Genomic DNA, 23263 nt, shown 5'->3' with positions numbered 1-23263 from the left:
GGATGTCCCCCGGCGGCCGAGCGGTCACAGCCAGCCGTTGCGCTTCAGCGTGCGGTGGATGGTGAAGCAGATCGCGACGATGCCGGTCAGCACCATCGGGTAGCCGTACTTCCAGTGCAGCTCGGGCATGTGGTCGAAGTTCATGCCGTACACGCCGCAGACCGCCGTGGGGACGGCGACGATCGCCGCCCACGAGGTGATCTTGCGCATGTCCTCGTTCTGCGCGACGGTCGCCTGCGCCAGGTTGGCCTGGAGGATCGAGTTGAGCAGTTCGTCGAAGCCGACGACCTGCTCCTGCACCCGTGCGAGGTGGTCGGCGACGTCCCGGAAGTACTTCTGGATGTCGGGGTCGACCAGCCGCATGGGCCGCTCGGAGAGCAGCTGCATCGGGCGGAGCAGCGGCGTGACGGCCCGCTTGAACTCCAGTACCTCACGCTTCAGCTGGTAGATCCGGCCGGTGTCCGTGCCGCGCGTCGAGCCCTTCGCGGCCGGCGAGAAGACGTCGATCTCCAGCTGGTCGATGTCGAGTTCGACGGCGTCTGCGACCGCGATGTAGCCGTCGACGACATGGTCGGAGAGGGCGTGCAGCACCGCGGAGGGCCCTTTGGCGAGCAGCTCGGGCTCGCCCTGGAGGCGGTGCCGGAGGTTGCGCAGGGAGCCCTGGCCGCCGTGCCGGACGGTGATGACGAAGTCGGGTCCGGTGAAGCACATGACCTCGCCGGTCTCGACGACCTCGCTGGTCGCGGTGAGTTCGGTGTGCTCGACGTAGTGGATCGTCTTGAACACGGTGAAGAGGGTGTCGTCGTACCGCTCCAGCTTGGGCCGCTGGTGGGCGTGGACGGCGTCCTCGACGGCGAGCGGGTGCAGCCCGAACTCGGCGGCGATACCGGCGAATTCGGCCTCGGTCGGCTCGTGCAGACCGATCCAGGCGAAGCCGCCGTTCTCCCGCACGCGGCTCATGGCGCCGCGCGGGGTGAGGCACTCGCGGTCGTCGACGCGGCGTCCGTCGCGGTAGACGGCGCAGTCGACCACGGCGCTGGAGGCCGTGTGGTCGCGGGTGGGGTCGTACGAGGTGTACGTGGTGGGGGTCTTGCGCAGGGGGTGCCGCAGGCTCGGACGGACGGCGGCGCGCAGGTCACGGATCATCGACATGGGCATGCTCCTTCACGGAGAAGCCGTCGGCGATCGTGGAACAGCCCGGAATGGGGACGTGGAGCTACGTCGTCCACAAAGCGGGCGGCACCGGGAGGTCGCGGTGACGGCGTTCGCTACAGACAGGCAAAGGCGAGATGCTCTTCCGTCGTGCGAGATGCCGGAGAGGCGGGTCCGTACGGATACGGGCCGGGAATCACCGGAAGTACGTACGCACCGGGCTCGGGTGCGGGGCGGAAGAGCGGCTGGTACTGCCCGACCGACTTCGGTCCATCGCAGCCCCACCTCCTCCGGCCGGTCCCTCGTGAGGGATGACGTGTGACGAGTAGTCGGGAGTTCGGGACTCCCGACCAGCGGCCAAGACTATCAGCCGACTGAGGGTCAATCCCTTCCTTTGCCCGTTCCGTACGCGCTTTATGCTCAAGACATGGGAGAAGTTCTTGCTCTGGTCGAGGCCCGGTTGCGGACGGCGCTCGGAGAACCGGACGCGCGGGCCGCGGTGACGTTCCTCGGCACGGACCGGATCGAGGTGCTCCGCTTCATTGACGGCGACCTCGTGCGGTACGCGACCCTCGGCATGTCCGCACAGCCGATGGCCGACCCGACCGCCGCGCTCGCCGACCCGGTCAAGGGGCCGCGCGCCGAGCTCGTCCTGACCGTACGGGCCGGCCTCGCCGACACCGACAAGGTGCTGCGCCCGCTCGCGGTCCTCGCCGCGACCCCGCAGGTCGAGGGCGTCATCGTGGCCGCGGGCGCCTCGCTCGACGTCGGCGATCCGCTCTGGCCCGGCGCCGCCTTCAGCTCGGTCCTGGTCGCGGAGTCCGGCGGGCTGGTCGAGGACCTGGAGCTGGACGAGCCCATGGACCCGGTGCGGTTCCTGCCGCTGCTCCCGATGACCTCGAACGAGGCGGCGTGGAAGCGGGTCCACGGGGCGCAGGCTCTGGAGGAGCGCTGGCTGACGCAGGGGACGGACCTGCGCGATCCACTGCGCAGGTCCGTGAATCTGGACTGACGGAACACCGGGCCCGTCGCTGCGGACGGTGCGGACGGTGCGAACGGGGTGGACGGGGCCGGCCGCTGCGGACGGTGCGGCTGGTGCGGCGGATGCCCGGAAGGCGTTCCGTCCACCGGGCACTCCGGTTCAGGTCCGGGCGGCGGTCCTGCTGGCGACGAGATTGGCGATCGCCACGTAGACCACTGCGGGGATGCCGTAGTCGAGCAGCACCTGAACGGTGTGGTTGGAGACGTCGAACAGCCCGATCGACCAGCCCGCGAGCCAGTCGGCGGCGCTGTGGAACCAGCCGACGACGGTGTTCGCGCGGTTGGCGTCGAGCAGGTCCAGGGCGATCCACACGACCAGGATGCCCACGAGGACGTGGGCGACGGTTCTTATGACGGAGTCGATGCCTCTCATGGGCTCCGTCTTGCCCGAGCCCCCCGGCGCAAACCGGCCGCGGCGGGTCCGTCCCGTCCGGCGGCCGGTCCGTGGTGCGGTCAGCCGGCGAAGACCCCGACGCCGTCCTCCGTGGCGTGCTTCGGCGCCAGGTCCTCGGCCTCGTGGGTGAGGGCCGCGCGGCGGACCCGGACGACCACGGCGCCGAGCACCGCGGCCACGCCCGCCACCACGAAGGGCATGTGGACGTCGCTCCACTCCTCGATCTTCGGGGCGAAGTACGGGGCGGCCGCCGCGGCGAACCAGCGGACGAAGTTGTAGCCCGCGCTGGCCACCGGGCGCGGGGCGTCGGAGACGCCGAGGGCGAGCTCGGTGAAGACGGTGTTGTTGACGCCGATGAACGCGCCCGACAGGACCGTGCAGACGACCGCGGTCGTGTGGTCGCCGTATCCGAGCACCACCACGTCGGCCGCGAGCAGCAGCAGGGAGCCGACGAGGACGGTGAGCGAGCCGAAGCGCCGCTGGAGCCGGGGTGCGACCAGGACCGAGAAGACGGCGAGCAGCACACCCCAGGCGAAGAACACCGCGCCGGACTTGTACGGCGTCATGTCCAGCACGAACGGGGTGAAGGCGAGCACCGTGAAGAAGGCGTAGTTGTAGAAGAACGCGGCCGCCGCGGCCGAGGCGAGTCCGCCGTGGCCCAGCGCCCGGATCGGGTCGAGCAGCGAGGTCCGGCGGGCCGGCTTCGGCTGCTCCTTGAGGAAGACCGCGATGCACAGGAAGCCGATCGCCATCAGCGCGGCCGTGCCGAAGAAGGGGTAGCGCCAGCTCGCGTCGCCGAGCACGGCGCCGAGCAGCGGCCCGCAGGCCATGCCGAGGCCGAGTGCCGACTCGTAGAGCAGGATCGCGGCCGCGCTGCCGCCGGCCGCCGCGCCGACGATCACGGCCAGCGAGGTCGAGACGAAGAGCGCGTTGCCGAGTCCCCAGCCGGCCCGGAAGCCGACGAGTTCGCCGACGGAGTCCGAGGTACCGGCGAGGGCCGCGAAGACGACGACCAGTGCGAGTCCGGCGAGCAGGGTCCGGCGTCCCCCGATGCGGCTGGAGACGACGCCGGTCACCAGCATCGCGACGGCGGTGATGAGGAAGTACGAGGTGAAGAGCAGCGACACCTGGCTGGGTGTCGCGTCCAGGCCCTGGGCGATCGACGGCAGGATCGGGTCGACGAGGCCGATGCCCATGAAGGCGACGACGGACGCGCCGGCGGTGGCCCAGACGGCCGGCGGCTGACGCAGGATGCTGCCCCCGCCCGCGTTCTCTTCTGCTCTCTCCATGGGTGCGCTCCTCCGCGTCGAGATGGCTGCGATATACACAGAATAAGTTAGAGGAACTAATGAGTGCAAGTTACATCTATATCCGCGGGCGGCAGGGGGTGAACGCCACGGGCCGGACGGGTGATCGTCGGTTGATCGTCCTTGACGCGGGGCTCCGGTGGTAGGACCGTTGAGCCCTATGAGGGGCGAACCCAGTTGTCCGAAGTGCGGTGGCCGGGTCAGGGCGCCCGGGCTGTTCGCCGACTCCTGGCAGTGCGACGTGCACGGCGCGGTGCACCCGCTCCAGCCCGTGATCCCGCCCAGCGTCGAGGCCCTCGGCGTGGTGGTGCACCGGTCCCACGTGCCGGTGTGGATGCCGTGGCCCCTGCCCGTCGGCTGGCTGTTCACCGGAGTCGCGTACGCCGGTGACGACCGCAGCGGTGGACGCGCGACCGCCGTCGCCTGCTCGGGACCCGGACCCCTCGGCGGCATCGGTGAGCTGCTCCTGGTCGCCGAGGAGCTCGGCGTCGGTCTGGGCGCCCGGTACGCCGGCATCGACGGCCCCGACCCCGGCGCGGGCATGGCGATCGACAGGCCCCCGCAGACGAAGGTGCTCGCCGCCGGCCGCCCGACCCCGCTCTGGCACGTCAACGGCGCTCCGCAGGACCGCGCGGTCTTCGCGGGCGAGGCGCGCGGACTCTGGCTGTGGGCGATCGTCTGGCCCGAGCAGTCCGGCCTCCTGATGTACGACGAGCTGGTCCTGACGGACCTGCGCGACGCGGGCGCCGAGGTCGAACTCCTGCCGTGCGGAGCGCTGACGCCGAGGCTGCTGAGCTGACGCGCGCCCGGGTGGTCCGGGCGGCTTCTCCCGTACGGGCGTGTTCGATTCGCCCGTTATGCTGGAGCGTCCCTCGTCCGTGCCGAAGTCCTGGAGTACCGCGTCGTGCGCATCGACCTGCACACCCACTCCACGGCCTCCGACGGTACGGACTCGCCGGCCGAGCTCGTCCGCAACGCGGCCGCCGCCGGGCTCGACGTCGTCGCGCTGACGGACCACGACACCACTCGCGGCCACGCCGAGGCGATCGCGGCACTGCCGGAGGGGCTGACCCTCGTCACCGGGGCCGAGCTGTCCTGCCGGGTCGACGGCATCGGCCTGCACATGCTCGCGTACCTCTTCGACCCCGAGGAGCCCGCGCTCCTCGCCGAGCGGGAGCTCGTCCGCGACGACCGGGTCCCGCGCGCGCGTGCCATGGTCGGCAAGCTCCAGGAGCTCGGCGTCCCCGTCACCTGGGAGCAGGTCGCCCGGATCGCCGGCGACGGCTCCCTGGGCCGACCGCACATCGCCGAGGCGCTCGTCGAGCTCGGGGTCGTACCGGACGTGTCCGGGGCGTTCACGCCCGAGTGGCTCGCCGACGGCGGCCGGGCGTACGTCGAGAAGCACGAGCTCGACCCGATCGAGGCCATCCGCCTGGTCAAGGCGGCCGGCGGCGTCACCGTGTTCGCGCACCCGCTCGCCGTCAAGCGCGGCCAGGTGCTTCCCGAGGCCTCGATAGCCCGGCTCGCCGAGGCCGGACTCGACGGCATCGAGGTCGACCACATGGACCACGACGAGGCGACGCGGGCACGGCTGCGCGGGCTCGCGAAGGAGCTGGGTCTGCTGACCACCGGCTCCAGCGACTACCACGGCAGCCGCAAGACCTGCCGCCTCGGCGAGTACACGACCGACCCCGAGATCTACGGCGAGATCACCCGCCGTGCCGCGGGGGCCTTCCCGGTCCCCGGCGCGGGGGGACCCACCGCCTAGCCTCCGGCTGCCGGGCTCCACGGGGTCCGGACCCTTCCGCGGGACCCGTCTCCCGGCCGGTTCGGCCGGGAGGTCCGGCGCGCTCCGTGCCCTGCCTCGTGTCCGGTGCGGGTCGTGCGGCCCGTCCCCGGTCTGCCCGGTGGCCTGCCCTCTTCTGGTCCGCCCCCTCACGGCTCCCTGCCGTGACGCGGGGTGGCGCTCTTCCTGCCCTGCCTTCGGAATCCCGCATTCCGCCCCGCCGGGCCACACCCCACCGTTCGACCTCTCCCGCAAGGCACCCCACCGTGTTCGACGTCGCCGTCTTCGGCTCGCTGTTCCTGACCCTCTTCGTGATCATGGATCCCCCCGGGATCACCCCGATCTTCCTCGCCCTCACCTCCGGCCGCGCGGCCAAGGTGCAGCGCCGGATGGCCTGGCAGGCCGTCGCCGTGGCCTTCGGTGTCATCACCGTCTTCGGTCTGCTCGGCCAGCAGATCCTCGACTACCTGCATGTCTCCGTCCCCGCGCTGATGATCGCGGGCGGCCTCCTGCTGCTGCTCATCGCGCTCGACCTGCTCACCGGCAAGACCGACGAGCCCAAGCAGACCAAGGACGTCAACGTCGCCCTGGTGCCGCTCGGCATGCCGCTGCTCGCCGGCCCCGGCGCGATCGTCTCGGTCATCCTGGCCGTCCAGAACGCCGACGGCGCGGCCGCGCAGGTCTCCGTCTGGGCCGCCATCGTCGCCATGCACGTCGTGCTCTGGCTGACCATGCGGTACTCGCTGCTGATCATCCGGGTCATCAAGGACGGCGGCGTCGTCCTGGTCACCCGGCTCGCCGGCATGATGCTCTCCGCCATCGCGGTGCAGCAGATCATCAACGGCATCACGCAGGTGATCCAGAACGCCTGACGCGCCGGGGGCGCGCCCACCGGCGCGCCGGGCCCCGGACACCACTGCGCCCCCGTACGGATTCCGCTCTTGCGAAGTCCGTGCGGGGGCGCGGTGCGTGGTGTGGACCGGGCCTGTTACGAGGCCGAGGTCTCGGCGGGGCGGATCCAGATGCGCTGGCCGATCGAGGCGGCCTGCTGCACGATCCGGTTGACGGAGGCGGCGTCCACGACGGTCCGGTCGACGGGCGTGCCGTCGATGTCGTCGAGTCGCAGGATTTCGAAGCGCACAGGCTTCTCCCTTCGTCTGAGTTGATCCTCCTGATGGAGAACTGCGTTACGTACGGGTCCAACGACATGCATCCTGCAAACATTCCTTACGCTAAGGAAAATTTTCGGATGTCTAACTACTGACGGGTAGGAGGGTGTGGCGGCCGGGCCCGGGGCGGCGGACAATGAGCCCCGTATGAACGACGCAGACACCACTCAGGTGACCGAGACCGACGCCCGCCTGCGCGCCCTCGACGGGCGCCTGGAGCGCACCAATGAGCTCCTCCAGCGGATGCTGGCCGAGGTCGCCAAGACTCCCTCCACCCACGCCATCTTCGTCGACGCGGGTTACGTCCATGCTGCGGCCGGGTTGCTGGTGACGGGAACCGAGGACCGGCGCTCCTTCGACCTCGACGCCGAGGGCCTCATCGAGGCCTTCATCGACAAGGCCCGCACGATCTTCGCCGACAGCAGACTGCTCCGCGTCTACTGGTACGACGGCGCCAGACGCCGCATCCACACCCCCGAGCAGCAGGCCATCGCCGAGCTGCCCGACGTCAAGGTGCGCCTCGGCAACCTCAACGCCAACAACCAGCAGAAGGGCGTCGACTCCCTGATCCGCACCGATCTGGAGTCCCTCGCCCGCCACCGCGCCATCAGCGACGCCGCCCTCGTCGGCGGCGACGAGGACCTCGTCTCGGCCGTCGAGGCCGCCCAGGGCTACGGAGCCCGCGTCCACCTCTGGGGCATCGAGGCGGCCGAGGGCCGCAACCAGGCCGAGGCGCTCCTCTGGGAGGTCGACAGCCAGCGCACCTTCGAGCTCGACTTCTGCCGCCCGTACGTCACCCGCCGCCCCGTCACCACCTACGAGAACGAGGGCGAGCCGCCGCCGTCCCGCGAGGAGGTGCGGTTCGTCGGCGCCCAGATCGCGGCGACCTGGCTCGGCGAACGCGGCCGGGACCGGCTCGCCGAACTCCTGCCGGGCGCGCCCTATCTGCCCGGGTCCGTCGACCAGGACCTGCTCGTCGAGGCGGAGCGCCTCCTCAGCCGGTCCCTGCGCGGCCACGCCGCACTCCGGCGGGCCCTGCGGGACGGCTTCTGGCAGCACCTCAAGGGGCAGTTCTGACGGCTGCCCGCGGGTTCGGGGTCAGCGGGCGGTGCTGCGGGCCCCGGTGGGGGCCGCCGTCCGCTCCCAGAAGCCGGTGAGGCGGTCCGTCAGCTCCTGCGGGTGCGACACGTTGGGGGAGTGGCCGGCACCCGCCACCACCGTGTGGTGCGCGCCCGTGCGGGCGGCCGTCGCCGCGAGCGCGGCCGTCGGCCAGACCATCTCGTCCGCCCCGTACGCGATGTGCAGCGGCATCCGCAGCGCGGCCAGCTCAGCCGTCCCGTCCTGACGGCTGAGCAGCAGCCGCCCCGCACCCGCCAGTTGTGCGATCCGGGTCCGCATCCAGCGCCGCCGCAGGAAGCCCGCGAGCTGCGGCGCGTCGTCCGTGTCCGGCTCCTCGCCCCGGCTGTCGAGCCAGCACATCGCCTGCCACACCCGCTCCTTCGGCAGGAACGCGAGGGCGACGCGCAGCACCCGCACCCGGACGCGCTGCGGCCTGGCGACCCGGCCCGGGCCCGAGGAGAGCAGGGTGAGGGAGCGGAAGGCGGCAGGGGCGAGCGAGGCGGCGGCGCGGGCCACCAGGCCGCCGAACGAGTGGCCGAGCAGATGGACCGGGCCGTCGCCGAGCGCCGAGGCCTGCGCCACCGCGTCGAGCGCGAGCGCCCTGCGGCGGTAGCCAGCCCGCCCGCGGGGGCCCGGGGACTGGTACTGACCGCGCCCGTCCACCGCCACGGCCCGGTACCCGGCCTCGCTCAGCGGGCCGAGCAGGGCCAGGAAGTCCTCCTTGCTGCCGGTGTACCCCGGCAGCAGCAGCACCGTCCCGCGCCGCTCGCCCTGGGGCTCCGTGTCGAGCACGGCGAAGTCGCCCCGCGCGGTCACGAGGTGGCGGGCGCGGGTGCCGGGCGGCAGGACGAGGGACCGGGGCTTGCTCATGTCTGGACTGTAACCGCGCGCACCGAGGACGGCCCGTGCCCCTGCCCGTTCGACGCCCGCCGACGACCGTCCCTGATCACACGGCCGCGACCGTCCCTGATCACACGACCGCGGCCCGGCCCCTGGAGAGGGGCCGGGCCGCGGTCACGAGGGCGGGCGGGATCAGCTCTCGGGCTGAGCGGCCGCCGCCTTCTTGGTGGTGCGACGGCGCGGGGCCTTCGGGGCCTCGGCCTCGGCGGCCTCGGCGACCGGCTCCGCGGCGGCCTTCTTCGTCGTACGGCGACGGGTCGGCGTCTTCGGCTCCGAGGCGTCGGGCGCCTCGGCGACGACGGCCTTCTTGGCCGCGCGGCGACGGGGAGCCTTCGGGGCCTCCTCGGCGGCCGGAGCCTCGACGGCGGCGGTCTCGGCGACCGGCTCCGCCACGGCCTTCTTGGCGGTACGGCGGCGGGGAGCCTTCTTCGGCTCCTCGGCCGGGGCCTCGACGGGCGGGGCCTCGGCGACGGGCGCCTCGACGACCGGCTCGGCCTTGACGACCGGCGCCTCGACGACGGCCGTGGCCGCCTTGGCGACCGGGGTCGTGACGATCACGGTCGCGGCCGCGGTCGACGTGGCCGGCGAACCGGCGGCCTTGCGGACCACACGGCGACGGGCGGGCTTCTTCGGCTCCTCCTCGACGACCGGCGCGGGCGCCGGCTCGACGACGGGCTCGGCGACCGGGGTGGAGGTCACCGGCGAACCGGCGGCCTTCCGCACCACACGGCGACGACGCGGCGCGGGAACCTCGGCCGTGACCGCCGCGGCGGCCTCGACCACGGGGGCGACGGGCGCGACGACCGCCGCGACCGGCTCGACCACCACGGGAGCGGCGGCGACGGTCTCGGCGACCGGCTCCGTGACGGCCTTCTTGGCGGTACGGCGACGGGGGGCCTTCTTCGGCTCCTCGGCCGGGGCCTCGACGGCCGGCGCCTGGACGACCGGCGCCGCGGCGACGGACGCCTCGACGACCGGCGCGGCCTTCGCTGCGCGCAGGGCGGCCGCGGCCGTCTCGACCGTCTGGAACGACACGGTGTCCTCGACCGGGCGGGCGATGCGGGGACGACGGCGGCGCGGGGCCGGGGTCGCCTCCTGGGCCACGGGGGCCGGGGCGGCGGGCGCGGTGCGCACGGCCTCCGGACGGCCGGCGGTACGGCTGCGGCGGCGCGGGGCCTTCGGCTCGGCGGCCGGGGCCTCGACCACGGCGGCCTCGACCACGACGGCCTCGGTCACGGGCGCCGGAGCGGCGTCCTCGACCACGGTGCGGGCGGCCGGAGCCTTCCGCTCGGCCTGGGCGACCGTCGTGGGCGCGGCCTGGGCGGCCGGAGCCGCCGGGGCGGCCTGGCTCACCGGCGCGGAGCCGGGGGCGCCGACGCGGGTGCGACGGCGGCGGCGCGGGGTGCGCGGGCCGGACTCGGCCTGCGCCTCGTCCGTCACCGGCACGGTCTCGACGGCCGGGGCCGCGGCGGCCTCGGACGCCGTGGCGTCGAGCTCGCCGCCACGGGTACGCCGGCGCTGACGCGGGGTCCGCGTCCGCTCCGGGCGCTCCTCGGTCCGCTCGGTCCGGTCGTTCTTCGGGCCGCGCGCACGGCGTCCGCCGGGCTCGCCCAGGTCCTCCAGCTCCTCCGCGCCCAGACCCGCGCGGGTCCGCTCGGCGCGGGGCAGGATGCCCTTGGTGCCCGCCGGGATGTCCAGCTCCTCGAAGAGGTGCGGGGACGAGGAGTACGTCTCGACCGGGTCGTGGAAGTCCAGCTCGAGGGCCTTGTTGATGAGCTGCCAGCGCGGGATGTCGTCCCAGTCGACCAGCGTCACCGCGGTGCCCTTGTTGCCCGCGCGGCCGGTGCGGCCGACGCGGTGCAGGAAGGTCTTCTCGTCCTCGGGGGACTGGTAGTTGATGACGTGGGTGACGCCCTCGACGTCGATGCCGCGGGCGGCGACGTCGGTGCAGACGAGCACGTCGACCTTGCCGTTGCGGAAGGCGCGCAGCGCCTGCTCGCGGGCGCCCTGGCCGAGGTCGCCGTGGACCGCGCCGGACGCGAAGCCGCGGCGCTCCAGCTGCTCGGCGATGTCGGCCGCCGTGCGCTTGGTGCGGCAGAAGATCATCGCGAGCCCGCGGCCGTTGGCCTGCAGGATGCGGGAGACCATCTCCGGCTTGTCCATGTTGTGCGCGCGGTAGACGTGCTGCTTGATGTTGGCGACGGTCGCGCCCTCGCCGTCGGGCGAGGTGGCGCGGATGTGCGTCGGCTGCGACATGTAGCGGCGGGCGAGGCCGATGACCGCGCCCGGCATGGTCGCCGAGAACAGCATGGTCTGGCGCTTCGCCGGAAGCATGTTGATGATCTTCTCGACGTCGGGCAGGAAGCCCAGGTCGAGCATCTCGTCGGCCTCGTCCAGGACGAGGACCTTGACGTGGGACAGGTCGAGCTTGCGCTGGCCGGCCAGGTCGAGCAGGCGGCCGGGGGTGCCGACGATCACGTCGACGCCCTTCCTCAGCGCCTCGACCTGGGGCTCGTACGCCCGGCCGCCGTAGATGGCGAGCACGCGGACGTTGCGCACCTTGCCGGCGGTGAGCAGGTCGTTGGTGACCTGCTGGCACAGCTCGCGGGTGGGGACGACGACGAGCGCCTGCGGGGCGTCGGTCAGCTGCTCGGGCTTCGCCCGGCCCGCCTCGACGTCCATGGGGACGGTGACGCGCTCCAGGATCGGCAGGCCGAACCCGAGGGTCTTGCCGGTGCCGGTCTTGGCCTGGCCGATGACATCGGTGCCGGTCAGGGCGACCGGGAGAGTCATCTCCTGGATGGGGAAGGGGGTGACGATGCCGACCGCCTCAAGGGCTTCGGCCGTCTCGGGAAGGATTCCGAGGTCTCGGAAAGTCGTAGTCAGGGTGCTGCCTCTTCTGTGGACGCGGTGCGAGGCGAACGAAGGGGGTCGTACCGTGCCGGGAACTGCCGGCGCGATCGGGGGATCGCTGCCGGGTGGCACGGGACCACTGCCGTCGCTCGAGCGTCGTACCGCTGAGGTGACCCTTCCGCGGGTCCGCCGGAAGGGCTGTCGGGCCGGAGCCGATCGGGCCACCGACCGGGCATCCTCATTCATGAGTCGGCCCACCGGATACGTCCGAACGTGCGAAAGCATGTCCGCATACTCAGCAGGCGCCTTATCACTGTACCCCGGAATCGCGCATGTGTGTTGGGAGAAATGGTGATGAGGGCACGGTCACACTGACTGACCAGCGCCTTCCCCCCGTGCCCGAGCGGGCTATTGTGCGCTCCATGGAGACGCCTGACAACGCCACACCCACCGGGATCGCAGCCAAGGACTGGGCGACGGCTTCCGCCGAGCCGCAGTACCGCGCCGCCGTGATCGACCTCCTCGGCGCCCTCGCCTACGGAGAGCTCGCGGCCTTCGAACGGCTCGCCGAGGACGCCAAGCTGGCGCCGACCCTCGCGGACAAGGCGGAGCTGGCGAAGATGGCCTCCGCCGAGTTCCACCACTTCGAGCGGCTGCGCGACCGCCTCGCCGCCGTCGACGCCGAGCCGACCGCGGCCATGGAGCCCTTCGCGAAGGCGCTCGACGACTTCCACCGCCAGACCGCGCCGTCGGACTGGCTGGAAGGCCTGGTCAAGGCGTACGTCGGCGACTCGATCGCCAGTGACTTCTACCGCGAGGTCGCGGCCCGCCTCGACTCCGACACCCGCGGACTCGTCGTCTCCGTGCTCGACGACACGGGCCACGGCAACTTCGCCGTCGAGAAGGTCCGCGCCGCGATCGACGCCGACCCGCGCGTCGGCGGCCGGCTCGCGCTCTGGGCGCGCCGCCTGATGGGCGAGGCGCTCTCGCAGGCGCAGCGGGTGGTCGCCGAGCGCGACGCGCTGTCGACCATGCTGGTCGGCGGTGTCGCGGACGGCTTCGACCTCGCGGAGGTCGGCCGGATGTTCTCCCGGATCACCGAGGCCCACACCAAGCGCATGGCCGCGCTCGGTCTGGCCGCCTGAGCGTCACCCGTACGAAGACGTTCCCGTACGAGGAGCTCCCGCAGGAGGAGTTCCCGTACGGAGGCGCTCCCAGCGCACGGGAAGAGGGCGCGCGGCGCTGTTCACGCCGCCGCTGATCGTCGCAGCCTGCGCGAGGCCGGCCGGATCAGCAGCGAGAGCAGCACCGCCGCCACCGCCACCGCACCGATCAGGGTGGCGAGGAAATGGCCGGGGCCGAGGGCGCCGTGGGTGACGAGCGCGCCGAAGACGCCGCCCAGCGCTCCGGTGGCGAGGACGATCACCCGGACGGGGAGGCGGTCGGGCAGCCGGTGCACGGCGGCCCAGGCCAGGGCGAAACCGAGCAGGGCGGAGCCGAGGGCTTCCAGGAACACAGCGAATCACCTCGCGAGGGGTGCGGGGCGGGTGGTGCGGTCGAGATCCCTCCTACCCCAGCGCTCCGGAACGCAATCCTCCCGTACCCCCATGACGTGGTCATTCGGACATCCGAGGGCATGGCGGGACGGCACCCGCGCCCGCATGCCGAAGGGCCCGGCGGACCGTGACGGTCCACCGGGCCCTTCCCGCAGATCCTGGGCTCAGAGCGCGCCGAAACCCACGCGGCGCACGGCGGGCTCGCCGAGTTCCAAGTACGCGATCTTCTCGGCCGGGATGAGGATCTTGCGGCCCTTCTCGTCCGAGAGGCTGAGCAGCTGCGCCTTGCCGGCCAGCGCGTCGGCCACGGCGCGCTCCACCTCCTCGGCGGACTGCCCGCTCTCCAGAACGATCTCCCGGGGTGCGTGCTGCACGCCGATCTTGACCTCCACGGCTATGTCCCTCCGAACGGTCAGCGTTGCGCGAATACCGCGCCGTACGCTGCACACATTAGCCCGGTGAGGGGACGCGTACGGCTCAGCCGCCGCACGCCAGGAGCGAACAGCCCGCGGGAATGCTCAGTGACCCTCGGCGCTCAGCTGGCCGTCCACCGCGTGCAGCGGGAAGCCGGCGATGCCGCGCCAGGCGAGCGAGGTGAGCAGTCCGACCGCCTTGTCGCGCGGGATCGCGGACCCGCTCGACAGCCAGTAGCGGGCGACGACCTGGGAGACGCCGCCGAGCCCCACGGCCAGCAGCATCGACTCGTCCTTGGAGAGGCCGGTGTCCTCGGCGATGACGTCGGAGATCGCCTCGGCGCACTGCAGGCTCACCCGGTCCACGCGCTCGCGTACCGCGGGCTCGTTGGTCAGGTCGGACTCGAAGACGAGCCGGAAGGCGCCGCCCTCGTCCTCGACGTAGGCGAAGTAGGCGTCCATCGTGGCCGCGACGCGCAGCTTGTTGTCGGTGGTGGAGGCGAGGGCCGTCCGCACAGCGAGGAGGAGGGACTCGCAGTGCTGGTCGAGCAGGGCCAGGTAGAGCTCCAGCTTCCCGGGAAAGTGCTGGTAGAGCACCGGCTTGCTGACGCCGGCACGCTCGGCGATGTCGTCCATCGCGGCCGAGTGGTACCCCTGGGCGACGAAGACCTCCTGGGCGGCGCCGAGGAGCTGGTTCCGTCGGGCACGTCGCGGCAGGCGCGTGCCCCGAGGGCGTGCTGCCTCTGTCTGCTCGATGGCGCTCACGCGGCCTCCCAAAAATCGATCCATGCACGCTGTCGCGCGCGCCGCCATCGTACTTTTGGGTAACCCGGCTGTGCGCGGTGCGGACGCAGAATTTCACGGACCGGACGTCCGGGTCGACAGTCGATTCAAAAGTAAACCGAACAAATCGGCGGTAGTCGTCCGATCAGCGGTAGTCGTCCTCGTCCAGGGTGACGACCCGTGCCTGTTCGGACGAGTCCGCCTCGTTCGCCGAGTCGCGCTCGACATGGGTGAGCGGTTCGTCCTCGCGTTGCTGCAGTTCGGTGTGCTGCTCGGCAGCGTCGGCCTCCGGGATCTCCTGGTCCAGCACGACGTCCTCTTCCTCGGTGAATGTGTCCGGGTCGGTCGGATCGACGGTCATGAGGTTCCTTCCGGAGCTGCGGGGTCGCGGTCCTCTCCGATGGCCCTCTCTCCGAGCGTAGGAGCACACGCGGCTCGCCGCACACGCACCTGTGACGGCACCCACACGTCTCCGCGCGTGATCGTCTCGTAATATTGCGGCCATGTCGTCGACCGAGCTGCCGGAAACCCGGACCGCCGCCGCGCCCGCCGCGTCGCGCCCCGCGCGCGCCGTACGGGTCGCCGACGGCGAGGAGCTCCGCTCCGTCTCGCTGCCCGGGCTCACCCTCACCGTGCGTGCCCGGCCGGGCGCCGAGCCCGGTCTGCCGCCCGCGCTGTACGTCCACGGCCTCGGGGGCTCCTCGCAGAACTGGTCCGCCCTGATGCCGCTGCTCGCGGACCTCGTCGACGGCGAGGCGGTCGACCTGCCCGGCTTCGGCGACTCGCCGCCGCCCGACGACGGCAACTACTCGGTCACCGGGCACGCGCGCGCCGTCATCCGGCTCCTCGACTCCACGCGGCGCGGACCGGTGCACCTCTTCGGCAACTCGCTGGGCGGCGCCGTCGCCACCCGGGTCGCCGCGGCCCGCCCCGACCTGGTCCGCACCCTCACCCTCATCTCGCCGGCGCTGCCCGAGCTGCGCGCCCAGCGCACGGCCTGGCCCACGGCGCTGCTCGCGGTGCCCGGCGTCGCCTCGGCCTTCGCGAAGCTCACCAAGGGCTGGACGGCCGAGCAGCGCGTCCGCGGCGTCCTCGCGCTCTGTTACGGGGACCCGGGCCAGGTCACGGACGAGGGGCTGCGCCACGCCGTGGAGGAGATGGAGCGGCGCCTTGAACTCCCCTACTTCTGGGACGTCATGGCCCGCTCCTCGCGCGGCATCGTCGACGCGTACACCCTCGGTGGCCAGCACGGACTGTGGAGGCAGGCCGAACGGGTTCTCGCGCCGACCCTCCTCGTCTACGGTGGGCGCGACCAGCTCGTCTCGTACCGGATGGCCCGGAAGGCGGTCGCGGCCTTCCGCGGCTCGCGTCTGCTGACCCTTCCCGAGGCGGGGCACGTGGCGATGATGGAGTACCCCGAGACGGTCGCGCAGGCCGCCCGGGACCTGATCGCCGATCACGGCGGGAGCTGATCCGGGGCGTGGGACGACATAGTCGCAAGGGCTCCGCGCCCTCGGTGGCCGACACCGGACAGCAGGCGGCGGCCCCACAGGCGCAGCCGGCGGCCGGGGCAGCGGGCGCGCAGGCGGGCCGTCCGCCGCAGGGCGGCACGGGACGCCGCCGCAGGACCGCGGGCGGCGGAGGCCAGGACCCGGCGGGGACTCCGGCGCACGGCACCCCGATGTACGGGACTCCGGCGCACGGCACGCCGATGTACGGCACCCCCGCGCACGGGACTCCCGCCTCCGGCGGTCCCGGGTACGGCGGTGGGGGCTACGACACCGGGGCGCACGCGGCCCTCGGGACCCCCGCGCACGGCGTCCCCGTCTACGGAAGCTCCGTACGGGGCGGGCATCCGCCGCACGCGGAGGGCGCCGCGCCCCGGCCGTACGCCCGACGGCACGGCGCGCCGCGCGCCGAGGAGACCGAACAGGCCGCTCCGCAGGCGCCGTTCATCCCCGGCCCGCGCCGCGAGACCCTCCCCGAGGCCGACGAGCCGGCCGCCAGGGGCGGCCTCGGCCGCACCCTGACCGGCGTCGCGGCCGCCGCCGTCGCCACCGTCCTCGCCGTCGTCGTCACCGGACAGGTCGCCGACCAGGACGGGGCACCGGGCGCGGCCCATGCCGCCGGGCAGCCGGACGAGCGGGCCTCGGACGACACCTCCGCCTCCCGTTCCGACGAGCGTGCCACCCCGTCGAGCCCGGCCGCGGCCGCTCCGACCGCCGCGCCGCCGCCGACGTACGAGCAGCTGATCGCCCGCCAGTACCCGATCGACCCGAAGCTCAAGGGCTCCGGCAAGTTCGCGGCCGTGCCCGGCTTCCAGAAGGCGCCCGGCAAGGGGAATCTGGTCCGCTACCGGATCGACGTCGAGGAGGGTCTCGGTCTCGATCAGAACCTCTTCGCCACGGCCGTGTTCAAGACGCTCAACGACCGCCGCAGTTGGGCCGGCAACGGCGAGATGACCTTCGAGCGCATCTCCAGTGGCGAGCCGCAGTTCGTCATCACGCTGGCCAGCCCCGGCACCACCGGCGTCTGGTGCGAGAAGTCCGGGCTCGACACCCTGGCCGAGAACGTGTCCTGCGACTCGGCGCAGACGGACCGCGTGATGATCAACGCGTACCGCTGGGCGCAGGGCTCGGACACCTTCGGGCCCAAGGCGATGTTCGCCTATCGCCAGATGCTCATCAACCACGAGGTCGGACACCGGCTCGGGTACGGCCATGTGAACTGCGCCACTCCCGGCGCGCTCGCGCCGGTGATGCAGCAGCAGACGAAGTCCCTGAACATCGGCGGAATCAAGTGCCGTCCCAACCCCTGGGTACACCCCGCGAGTTGAGATCCGACCCGTTCCTCCGGTGATCACATCCTGAGACGTGCGTCTCAGGAATCATGCGAACCGCGTTGACATCGTTCGCGCGTTCGTTCATATTTCTCGGCATGTCGCACCGTCACGTCGTCTCCGATAGAGCCGCCTTCGAGCTGGCGCTCATCGGCGTGGCCGGACATTCCGTCGCCGACATTCTCTGTAGCTGACTCCCCCCGGGCCTGGCGGCCCGGGCGGACCCCCGGCCCGAGCGCCCCGTCGGCCCTGCCTTCCCGCATTACCGACGATTCTCCGCGCCCGGTGTCTCCTCCCCGCAGGCGCGGCATTCTCCTCTGATTTCCCAGGCCCGGTCATTCCCCTCGGATACCGCCGCTCGCCGCTGCCTGCGTGGAATTCCCTTTCCCGTACCCGCAGTCCTCCGAGAGGTTTTCTCCGATGCGTCAATCGTCCGTCGTTTCGCGCCGCGTGGCAGCGACCGCCGTCAGTCTCGTCCTGACCCTGGGCGTCGCCGCCTGCGCGGGCCCCGAGGACACCGGCGCCAAGGGCGGCACCTCCGGCAAGGCCGCGGGCGCCCCGCAGAAGGGCGGCACGCTGACCGTCCTCAACACCGAGGCCCAGACCGACTTCGACCCCGCCCGGCTCTACACCTCCGGCGGCGGCAACGTCCCCTCCCTCGTCTTCCGTACGCTCACCACCCGCAACCGCGAGGCGGGCGCCGCCGGCACCCAGGTCGTCCCCGACCTCGCCACCGACACCGGCCGCCCCAACAAGGACGCCACGGAGTGGACGTACACGCTGAAGGAGGGCCTGAAGTTCGAGGACGGCACGCCCATCACCAGCGCCGACATCAAGTACGGCATCGAGCGCTCCTTCGCCGCCGAACTCTCCGGCGGAGCGCCGTACCTGCGTGACTGGCTCGTCGGCGGCGACACCTACCAGGGCCCGTACAAGGCTGCGTCCGACGGAAAGAAGGGGAAGGGCCTCGCGTCCATCGTCACCCCCGACGCCCGGACCATCGTCTTCAAGCTGAAGAAGCCCGAGGGCGAGTTCCCCTTCGTCGCCACCCAGACCCAGTTCGCCCCGGTCCCGAAGGCCAAGGACACCGGTGCGAAGTACGAGGAGCACCCCGTCTCCTCCGGCCCGTACAAGGTCGTCAAGAACGAGAACGACGGCGAGCGCCTCACCCTGGAGCGCAACGAGCACTGGGACCCCAAGACCGACGAGGAGCGCAAGGCCTACCCGGACAAGATCGACGTCCGGTCCGGTCTCGACGAGGCCGTGATCAACCAGCGCCTCGCCACCTCCACCGGGGCCGACGCCTCCGCGATCACCACCGACACCAACCTCGGCCCGGCCGAGCTCGCCCAGGTGGGCTCCGACAAGGCCCTCGCCGCCCGCGTCGGCACCGGCCACTTCGGCTTCACCAACTACATCGCCTTCAACCCCAAGGTGAAGCCCTTCGACAACCCGAAGGTCCGCCAGGCGATCTCGTACGCGATCAACCGCACCAGCGTCGTCAACGCGGCCGGCGGCTCCGCGCTCGCCGAGCCCGCCACCACCTTCCTGCCCGAGCAGAAGGCCTTCGGCTTCACGCCGTACGACCACTTCCCTGCCGGGAAGACGGGCGACCCGGAGAAGGCCAAGCAGCTCCTGAAGGAGGCCGGCCACCCGAACGGGCTCACCATCACCCTGCTCCACTCCACCGCCCAGAACCGCACCACGAGCCCCGAGATCGCCACCGCCGTCCAGGAGGCACTCGGCAAGGCCGGCATCACCGTCAAGCTCGACGGCCAGCAGCCCAACTCCTTCAACGAGAAGCGCTGGAGCGTCAAGGACGCGCCCGGCTTCTTCCTCTCCCGCTGGGGTGCCGACTGGCCGGCCGGCGGCCCGTTCCTCGCGCCGATCTTCGACGGACGGCAGATCGTCACCAACGGCTCCAACTACAACCACGCGCAGCTGAACGACCCGGCGGTCAACAAGGAGATCGACGAGATCAACAAGCTGACCGACCTCAAGGCCGCCGCCGCCCGCTGGGGAGCCCTCGACAAGAAGATCGGCGAGCAGGCGCTCGACGTGCCGCTCTTCCACCCCGTCTACAAGCGGCTCGTCGGCAAGAACGTCAAGAACGTCGTCATCAGCGACTGGACCGGCGTCCTCGACATCTCGCAGGTCTCGGTCAAGTGACCGCTCTGACCGACACGACGGCGCCCGTGGCGGGCCTCCCCGCCACGGGCGCCGCCCGGCAGGTGTGGCGACGGCTCCGCACCCGCCCCACCGCCCTCGTCTCCGCCGCCGTCCTCCTCCTGCTCGTCCTCCTCGCCCTCGGCGCGCCGCTGTTCGCCGCCCTGGAGGGCCAGGACGCCAACACGTACCACGACGACCTCGTCGACTCGGCCCGCGGCGGCGTCCCGTACGGCGCCTTCGGCGGCGCGGGCGCCGACCACTGGCTCGGCGTCGAGCCCGGCACCGGCCGCGACCTGTTCGTCCGCCTCCTCTACGGCGCCCGGATCTCCCTGCTGGTCGCCGTCGGCGCCACCGCCGTCCAGATCCTCATCGGCGTCCTCGTCGGACTCGCCGCCGGACTCGGCGGCCGCTGGATCGACGGCGTCCTCGGCAGGATCACCGACGTCCTCGTCGCCCTGCCGATGCTCGTCCTCGCCGTCGCGCTGACCGCCGTCGTCCCCCGCGGCTTCCCCCGGCCCCTGCTGCTGATCCTCGTCATCGGCTTCCTCGGCTGGGCCGGCACCTCCCGCATCGTGCGCGCCCAGACCCTCACCCTCAGGAGCCTCGACTTCGTCGCGGCCTCCCGGCTCGCGGGCTCCAAGCCGTGGCGGACCGCCCGCCGCGAACTGCTGCCCTCGCTCGCCGCGCCCGTCATCACCTACGCGGCGATCCTCGTCCCCACCAACATCGTCGTCGAGGCGTCGCTGTCCTTCCTCGGCGTGGGCGTCACCCCGCCCACCCCGTCCTGGGGACAGATGCTGTCGACCGCGCAGACCTGGTTCCGGGCCGACCCCGCGTACGTCCTGCTGCCCGCCGGACTGCTCTTCGTCACCGTGCTCGCCTTCACCGTCCTCGGCGACGCGGTCCGCACGGCCCTCGACCCGCGCGAGGCGAGCCGCCTGCGCGTGGGCACCCGCAAGGAGGCCTCCTGATGACCCGCTTCGTCCTCAAGCGGCTCGCGGCTGCCGTGCTCGTCCTGCTGGCCCTCTCGGTCCTCGTGTACTCGCTCTTCTACCTGGCGCCCGGCGACCCCGCGCGGCTCGCCTGCGGCGAGCGCTGCAACCCGCAGCAGATCGCCCAGGTCCGTGAGCAACTCGGCCTGAACGACAGCATGTCCGTCCAGTACCTGCACTTCCTCCAGGGCGTCTTCGTCGGCCGCGACTACTCCACCGGCATCTCCCTCGTGCACTGCGACGCGCCCTGCCTCGGGCTCTCGTACCAGAGCGACCAGCAGGTCACCCAGCTCGTCCTGGAACGGCTCCCCGCCACCGCGTCCCTCGTCGTCGGCGCGCTCGTCGTCTGGCTGGTCGTCGGCGTCGGCACCGGGCTGCTCTCCGCGCTCCGCCGGGGCGGCCCCACCGAGCGGATCCTGACCCTGCTCACCCTCGCCGGGAGCGGCACCCCCGTCTTCATCCTCGGGCTGCTGCTCCTCATGGCCGTCTGCGCCTACCTCCAGTGGCTGCCCTTCCCCAGCTACGTGCCGTTCGGCGAGAACCCCGAGCAGTGGGGCTGGAACCTGCTCCTTCCCTGGCTCACCCTCGGCCTCTTCGAATCCGCCAAGTACGCCCGGCTCACCCGGAGCGCCACCCTGGAGACCCTCGCCGAGGACCACATCCGCACCTTCCGCGCCTACGGCGTGGGGGAGCGGTCCGTCGTCACCCGCCACGCGCTGCGCGGCGCCGTCCCGCCGGTCATCGCGATCAGCGCCGTCGACCTCGGCTCGATGTTCGGCGGGGCCGTCCTCACCGAGTCCCTCTTCGGGATCCCCGGGCTCGGCAAGACCCTCATCGACGGGGTGAAGGCGATCGACCTGCCCGTGGTGGTGGGCGTGGTCATGGTGACGGGCACGTTCGTCGTCCTCGCCAACGTCCTCGCGGACCTGCTGTACGCGGCCGCCGACCGAAGGGTGGTCCTGACGTGACCCCGATCGTCGAAGTGACGGACCTCACCGTCGAGTTCGCCCGGTCCGGCGATCCCGTACGGGCCGTCGACGGCCTCTCCTTCACCCTCGGCGAGGGCCGTGCCCTCGCCCTCGTCGGCGAGTCCGGCAGCGGCAAGTCCACCGTCGCCGGCGCCCTCCTCGGCCTCCACCGGGGAACGGGCGCGCGGGTCGGCGGGACCGTACGGGTCGGCGGCATCGACGTCGGTACGGCGGGCCCCGGCGAGCTGCGGCGGCTGCGCGGCGGAGTCGCCGCCATGGTCTTCCAGGACCCGCTGTCCGCCCTCGACCCCTACTACGCCGTCGGCGACCAGATCGCTGAGGTGTACCGCGTCCACGCCGGCGGCTCACGGCGGGCCGCCCGCGCCCGCGCCGTCGAGGTCCTCGACCGGGTCGGCATCCCCGACGCGGCCCGCCGCTCCCGCTCCCGCCCGCACGAGTTCAGCGGCGGCATGCGGCAGCGGGCCCTGCTCGCGATGGCGCTCGCCTGCGAGCCCCGGCTCGTCGTCGCCGACGAACCGACCACCGCCCTCGACGTCACCGTGCAGGCCCAGATCCTCGACCTGCTGCACGAGCTGCGGCGCGAGACGGGCACGGCCCTGCTGCTCGTCACCCACGACGTGGGCGTCGCCGCCGAGAGCGTCGACGAGGTGCTCGTCATGCAGGACGGCAGAGAGGTCGAACGCGGCCCCGTGGGCGAGGTGTTGGGCGCGCCGGCGGAGCCGTACACGAAGCGGCTGCTCGCGGCCGTGCCCCGGCTCGACGGACCCGTGCGCGAGCCCGCGGAGAAGGGGCAGCCGCTGCTCGAAGTCCACGACCTGCGGCGGGTGTTCGGGCGGGGATCCACGGCGGTGACCGCGGTCGAAGGCGCCTCGCTCACCCTCCACGCGGGCGAGACCCTCGGCATCGTCGGGGAGTCCGGCAGCGGCAAGACCACCCTCGGCCGCATGCTGGTGCGGCTCCTCGACCCGACCGGCGGCGAACTCCGCTACGGGGGACAGGAGATCGGCGCCCTGTCAGATCGGGAACTGCGCCCGTACCGCCACGAACTCCAGATGGTCTTCCAGGACCCGGTCGCCTCGCTCAACCCGCGCCGCTCCGTCGGCGAGTCGATCGCCGACCCGCTGCGGGTGGCGGGGCAGCGGGACGAGACCCGGATACGGGGCCGGGTGCGGGAGCTGCTCGACCGGGTCGGGCTCGACCCCGACCGGTACGAGGCCTACCCGCACGAGTTCAGCGGCGGGCAGCGCCAGCGCGTCGGCATCGCCCGCGCGCTCGCCGCCGAACCCCGGATCGTCGTCTGCGACGAACCCGTCTCCGCCCTCGACGTCACCACCCAGGCCCAGGTGACCGCGCTGCTCGCCGAACTCCAGGCCGAACTCGGGCTCGGACTCGTCTTCATCGCCCACGACCTCGCCGTCGTCCGGCAGGTCAGCGACCGGGTCGCCGTCATGCGCGCGGGCCGGATCGTCGAGCAGGGCACGGTCGCCGAGGTGTACGGCGCGCCCCGGGACCCGTACACCCGGCAACTGCTCGCCGCCGTCCCCTCGCTCGACCCGGTCCGTGCGACGGAACGCCGGGAACTGCGCCGTGAGGGACGCCAGGAACTGGCCGTCGCCTGACCCTCCGTGACCGTTCTGGCGCGTACCGCGACAGAACGCCATCGGGGTGGGAAAGTTACGTGCATTCACCCCTTCCGGTGGTGGGGGGGGGCACCCACCCGGGCCCCCACCGGCTAAGCGGGGAAGGTGGTGCCCGGGCGAGGGGGCGGGCCCCCCGCGGCGCGCCGGGAGGGGGGGCGGGG

Annotated in this window: 23 protein-coding genes; 13 read left to right on the top strand and 10 right to left on the bottom strand. The window is 72.5% G+C overall.

Annotated features, from left to right (window positions below; genetic code table 11):
• Positions 1 to 24: 24 nt before the first annotated feature.
• A complete protein-coding gene (locus ACIP84_RS37580) occupies positions 25 to 1152 on the bottom strand; it encodes a magnesium and cobalt transport protein CorA (RefSeq protein WP_361859262.1) in 1128 nt (375 codons plus the stop codon).
• 427 nt (positions 1153 to 1579) lie between these two features.
• On the opposite strand from ACIP84_RS37580, the gene ACIP84_RS37575 reads away from it, so the two are divergent.
• Entirely contained in the window at positions 1580 to 2164 is a 585-nt protein-coding gene (locus ACIP84_RS37575) for a suppressor of fused domain protein (RefSeq protein ID WP_030320716.1), read from the top strand.
• 129 nt (positions 2165 to 2293) lie between these two features.
• On the opposite strand, the gene ACIP84_RS37570 is transcribed toward ACIP84_RS37575, so the two are convergent.
• Both ACIP84_RS37570 and ACIP84_RS37565 read right to left on the bottom strand, forming a co-directional pair.
• On the bottom strand, positions 2294 to 2566 hold the full coding sequence (locus tag ACIP84_RS37570) for a hypothetical protein (protein WP_355962394.1): 273 nt from the start codon (positions 2564 to 2566) through the stop codon (positions 2294 to 2296).
• Positions 2567 to 2646: 80 nt separating this feature from the next.
• Positions 2647 to 3876 carry an MFS transporter gene (locus tag ACIP84_RS37565; RefSeq protein ID WP_401804660.1) on the bottom strand — a complete coding sequence of 410 codons (1230 nt, stop codon included), beginning with the start codon at positions 3874 to 3876 and terminating at the stop codon, positions 2647 to 2649.
• 178 nt (positions 3877 to 4054) lie between these two features.
• On the opposite strand from ACIP84_RS37565, the gene ACIP84_RS37560 reads away from it, so the two are divergent.
• The 3 genes from ACIP84_RS37560 to ACIP84_RS37550 all read left to right on the top strand — a co-directional run bounded on the left by ACIP84_RS37560 (position 4055) and on the right by ACIP84_RS37550 (position 6552).
• A complete protein-coding gene (locus ACIP84_RS37560) occupies positions 4055 to 4693 on the top strand; it encodes a DUF6758 family protein (protein ID WP_266969022.1) in 639 nt (212 codons plus the stop codon).
• Positions 4694 to 4798: 105 nt separating this feature from the next.
• Positions 4799 to 5662: a PHP domain-containing protein gene (locus ACIP84_RS37555; RefSeq protein WP_401804656.1), complete on the top strand. Its 864-nt coding sequence runs from the start codon at positions 4799 to 4801 to the stop codon at positions 5660 to 5662.
• A gap of 284 nt (positions 5663 to 5946) precedes the next feature.
• On the top strand, positions 5947 to 6552 hold the full coding sequence (locus ACIP84_RS37550) for a MarC family protein (protein WP_055599557.1): 606 nt from the start codon (positions 5947 to 5949) through the stop codon (positions 6550 to 6552).
• Positions 6553 to 6668: 116 nt separating this feature from the next.
• Here the strand turns inward: ACIP84_RS37550 and ACIP84_RS37545 are convergent, their stop codons facing one another.
• Positions 6669 to 6821, bottom strand: coding sequence for a hypothetical protein (locus tag ACIP84_RS37545; RefSeq protein ID WP_086024648.1), 153 nt, complete (start codon positions 6819 to 6821; stop codon positions 6669 to 6671).
• Positions 6822 to 6996: 175 nt separating this feature from the next.
• Here ACIP84_RS37545 and ACIP84_RS37540 point away from each other — a divergent pair, with 175 nt between their 5' ends.
• Positions 6997 to 7926, top strand: coding sequence for an NYN domain-containing protein (locus ACIP84_RS37540; RefSeq protein WP_355962404.1), 930 nt, complete (start codon positions 6997 to 6999; stop codon positions 7924 to 7926).
• Between the two features lie 21 nt (positions 7927 to 7947).
• Here the strand turns inward: ACIP84_RS37540 and ACIP84_RS37535 are convergent, their stop codons facing one another.
• Both ACIP84_RS37535 and ACIP84_RS37530 read right to left on the bottom strand, forming a co-directional pair.
• Entirely contained in the window at positions 7948 to 8838 is an 891-nt protein-coding gene (locus ACIP84_RS37535; protein WP_401804654.1) for an alpha/beta fold hydrolase, read from the bottom strand.
• A gap of 162 nt (positions 8839 to 9000) precedes the next feature.
• Positions 9001 to 11661: a DEAD/DEAH box helicase gene (locus ACIP84_RS37530; protein ID WP_401804652.1), complete on the bottom strand. Its 2661-nt coding sequence runs from the start codon at positions 11659 to 11661 to the stop codon at positions 9001 to 9003.
• Positions 11662 to 12143: 482 nt separating this feature from the next.
• Between ACIP84_RS37530 and ACIP84_RS37525 the strand changes: the two genes are divergently transcribed.
• On the top strand, positions 12144 to 12866 hold the full coding sequence (locus ACIP84_RS37525) for a ferritin-like fold-containing protein (RefSeq protein ID WP_055599553.1): 723 nt from the start codon (positions 12144 to 12146) through the stop codon (positions 12864 to 12866).
• Between the two features lie 101 nt (positions 12867 to 12967).
• Here the strand turns inward: ACIP84_RS37525 and ACIP84_RS37520 are convergent, their stop codons facing one another.
• The 4 genes from ACIP84_RS37520 to ACIP84_RS37505 all read right to left on the bottom strand — a co-directional run bounded on the left by ACIP84_RS37520 (position 12968) and on the right by ACIP84_RS37505 (position 14834).
• Entirely contained in the window at positions 12968 to 13237 is a 270-nt protein-coding gene (locus tag ACIP84_RS37520; protein WP_030320729.1) for a hypothetical protein, read from the bottom strand.
• A gap of 204 nt (positions 13238 to 13441) precedes the next feature.
• Positions 13442 to 13669, bottom strand: coding sequence for a DUF3107 domain-containing protein (locus ACIP84_RS37515; protein ID WP_401804650.1), 228 nt, complete (start codon positions 13667 to 13669; stop codon positions 13442 to 13444).
• Positions 13670 to 13795: 126 nt separating this feature from the next.
• Entirely contained in the window at positions 13796 to 14455 is a 660-nt protein-coding gene (locus ACIP84_RS37510) for a TetR/AcrR family transcriptional regulator (RefSeq protein ID WP_030320731.1), read from the bottom strand.
• Between the two features lie 163 nt (positions 14456 to 14618).
• Complete coding sequence (locus ACIP84_RS37505; protein WP_355962414.1) at positions 14619 to 14834, bottom strand: hypothetical protein; 216 nt, start codon at positions 14832 to 14834, stop codon at positions 14619 to 14621.
• A gap of 142 nt (positions 14835 to 14976) precedes the next feature.
• On the opposite strand from ACIP84_RS37505, the gene ACIP84_RS37500 reads away from it, so the two are divergent.
• The 7 genes from ACIP84_RS37500 to ACIP84_RS37470 all read left to right on the top strand — a co-directional run bounded on the left by ACIP84_RS37500 (position 14977) and on the right by ACIP84_RS37470 (position 23081).
• A complete protein-coding gene (locus tag ACIP84_RS37500; protein ID WP_355962416.1) occupies positions 14977 to 15945 on the top strand; it encodes an alpha/beta hydrolase in 969 nt (322 codons plus the stop codon).
• Between the two features lie 8 nt (positions 15946 to 15953).
• Positions 15954 to 17309, top strand: coding sequence for a DUF3152 domain-containing protein (locus ACIP84_RS37495; protein ID WP_401804646.1), 1356 nt, complete (start codon positions 15954 to 15956; stop codon positions 17307 to 17309).
• 53 nt (positions 17310 to 17362) lie between these two features.
• Positions 17363 to 17506 carry an Ms4533A family Cys-rich leader peptide gene (locus ACIP84_RS37490; protein WP_401804643.1) on the top strand — a complete coding sequence of 48 codons (144 nt, stop codon included), beginning with the start codon at positions 17363 to 17365 and terminating at the stop codon, positions 17504 to 17506.
• 226 nt (positions 17507 to 17732) lie between these two features.
• On the top strand, positions 17733 to 19481 hold the full coding sequence (locus ACIP84_RS37485) for an ABC transporter substrate-binding protein (protein WP_355962422.1): 1749 nt from the start codon (positions 17733 to 17735) through the stop codon (positions 19479 to 19481).
• Entirely contained in the window at positions 19478 to 20452 is a 975-nt protein-coding gene (locus ACIP84_RS37480; RefSeq protein ID WP_401804640.1) for an ABC transporter permease, read from the top strand. The genes ACIP84_RS37485 and ACIP84_RS37480 overlap by 4 nt, the downstream gene beginning before the upstream one ends.
• Entirely contained in the window at positions 20452 to 21441 is a 990-nt protein-coding gene (locus tag ACIP84_RS37475) for an ABC transporter permease (protein ID WP_355962427.1), read from the top strand. Before ACIP84_RS37480 ends, ACIP84_RS37475 begins: the two co-directional genes overlap by 1 nt.
• On the top strand, positions 21438 to 23081 hold the full coding sequence (locus ACIP84_RS37470) for a dipeptide ABC transporter ATP-binding protein (RefSeq protein ID WP_401804637.1): 1644 nt from the start codon (positions 21438 to 21440) through the stop codon (positions 23079 to 23081). Before ACIP84_RS37475 ends, ACIP84_RS37470 begins: the two co-directional genes overlap by 4 nt.
• The last annotated feature ends 182 nt before the right edge of the window (positions 23082 to 23263 follow it).

Origin of the sequence: Streptomyces sp. NPDC088707, from assembly GCF_044752725.1 — a bacterium.
Classification (GTDB): domain Bacteria; phylum Actinomycetota; class Actinomycetes; order Streptomycetales; family Streptomycetaceae; genus Streptomyces.
This window is presented reverse-complemented; position numbering and strand designations above follow the sequence as displayed.

What these genes read in the sequence shown, in the direction of transcription:
- ACIP84_RS37525 (WP_055599553.1), top strand. Translation starts at nt 12,144, where the DNA reads ATGGAGACGCCTGACAACGCCACACCCACCGGGATCGCAGCCAAGGAC.
- ACIP84_RS37580 (WP_361859262.1), bottom strand. Translation starts at nt 1,152, where the DNA reads ATGTCGATGATCCGTGACCTGCGCGCCGCCGTCCGTCCGAGCCTGCGG.
- ACIP84_RS37500 (WP_355962416.1), top strand. Translation starts at nt 14,977, where the DNA reads ATGTCGTCGACCGAGCTGCCGGAAACCCGGACCGCCGCCGCGCCCGCC.
- ACIP84_RS37570 (WP_355962394.1), bottom strand. Translation starts at nt 2,566, where the DNA reads ATGAGAGGCATCGACTCCGTCATAAGAACCGTCGCCCACGTCCTCGTG.
- ACIP84_RS37575 (WP_030320716.1), top strand. Translation starts at nt 1,580, where the DNA reads ATGGGAGAAGTTCTTGCTCTGGTCGAGGCCCGGTTGCGGACGGCGCTC.
- ACIP84_RS37475 (WP_355962427.1), top strand. Translation starts at nt 20,452, where the DNA reads ATGACCCGCTTCGTCCTCAAGCGGCTCGCGGCTGCCGTGCTCGTCCTG.
- ACIP84_RS37490 (WP_401804643.1), top strand. Translation starts at nt 17,363, where the DNA reads ATGCGAACCGCGTTGACATCGTTCGCGCGTTCGTTCATATTTCTCGGC.
- ACIP84_RS37505 (WP_355962414.1), bottom strand. Translation starts at nt 14,834, where the DNA reads ATGACCGTCGATCCGACCGACCCGGACACATTCACCGAGGAAGAGGAC.
- ACIP84_RS37535 (WP_401804654.1), bottom strand. Translation starts at nt 8,838, where the DNA reads ATGAGCAAGCCCCGGTCCCTCGTCCTGCCGCCCGGCACCCGCGCCCGC.
- ACIP84_RS37565 (WP_401804660.1), bottom strand. Translation starts at nt 3,876, where the DNA reads ATGGAGAGAGCAGAAGAGAACGCGGGCGGGGGCAGCATCCTGCGTCAG.
- ACIP84_RS37530 (WP_401804652.1), bottom strand. Translation starts at nt 11,661, where the DNA reads ATGACTCTCCCGGTCGCCCTGACCGGCACCGATGTCATCGGCCAGGCC.
- ACIP84_RS37540 (WP_355962404.1), top strand. Translation starts at nt 6,997, where the DNA reads ATGAACGACGCAGACACCACTCAGGTGACCGAGACCGACGCCCGCCTG.
- ACIP84_RS37560 (WP_266969022.1), top strand. Translation starts at nt 4,055, where the DNA reads ATGAGGGGCGAACCCAGTTGTCCGAAGTGCGGTGGCCGGGTCAGGGCG.
- ACIP84_RS37485 (WP_355962422.1), top strand. Translation starts at nt 17,733, where the DNA reads ATGCGTCAATCGTCCGTCGTTTCGCGCCGCGTGGCAGCGACCGCCGTC.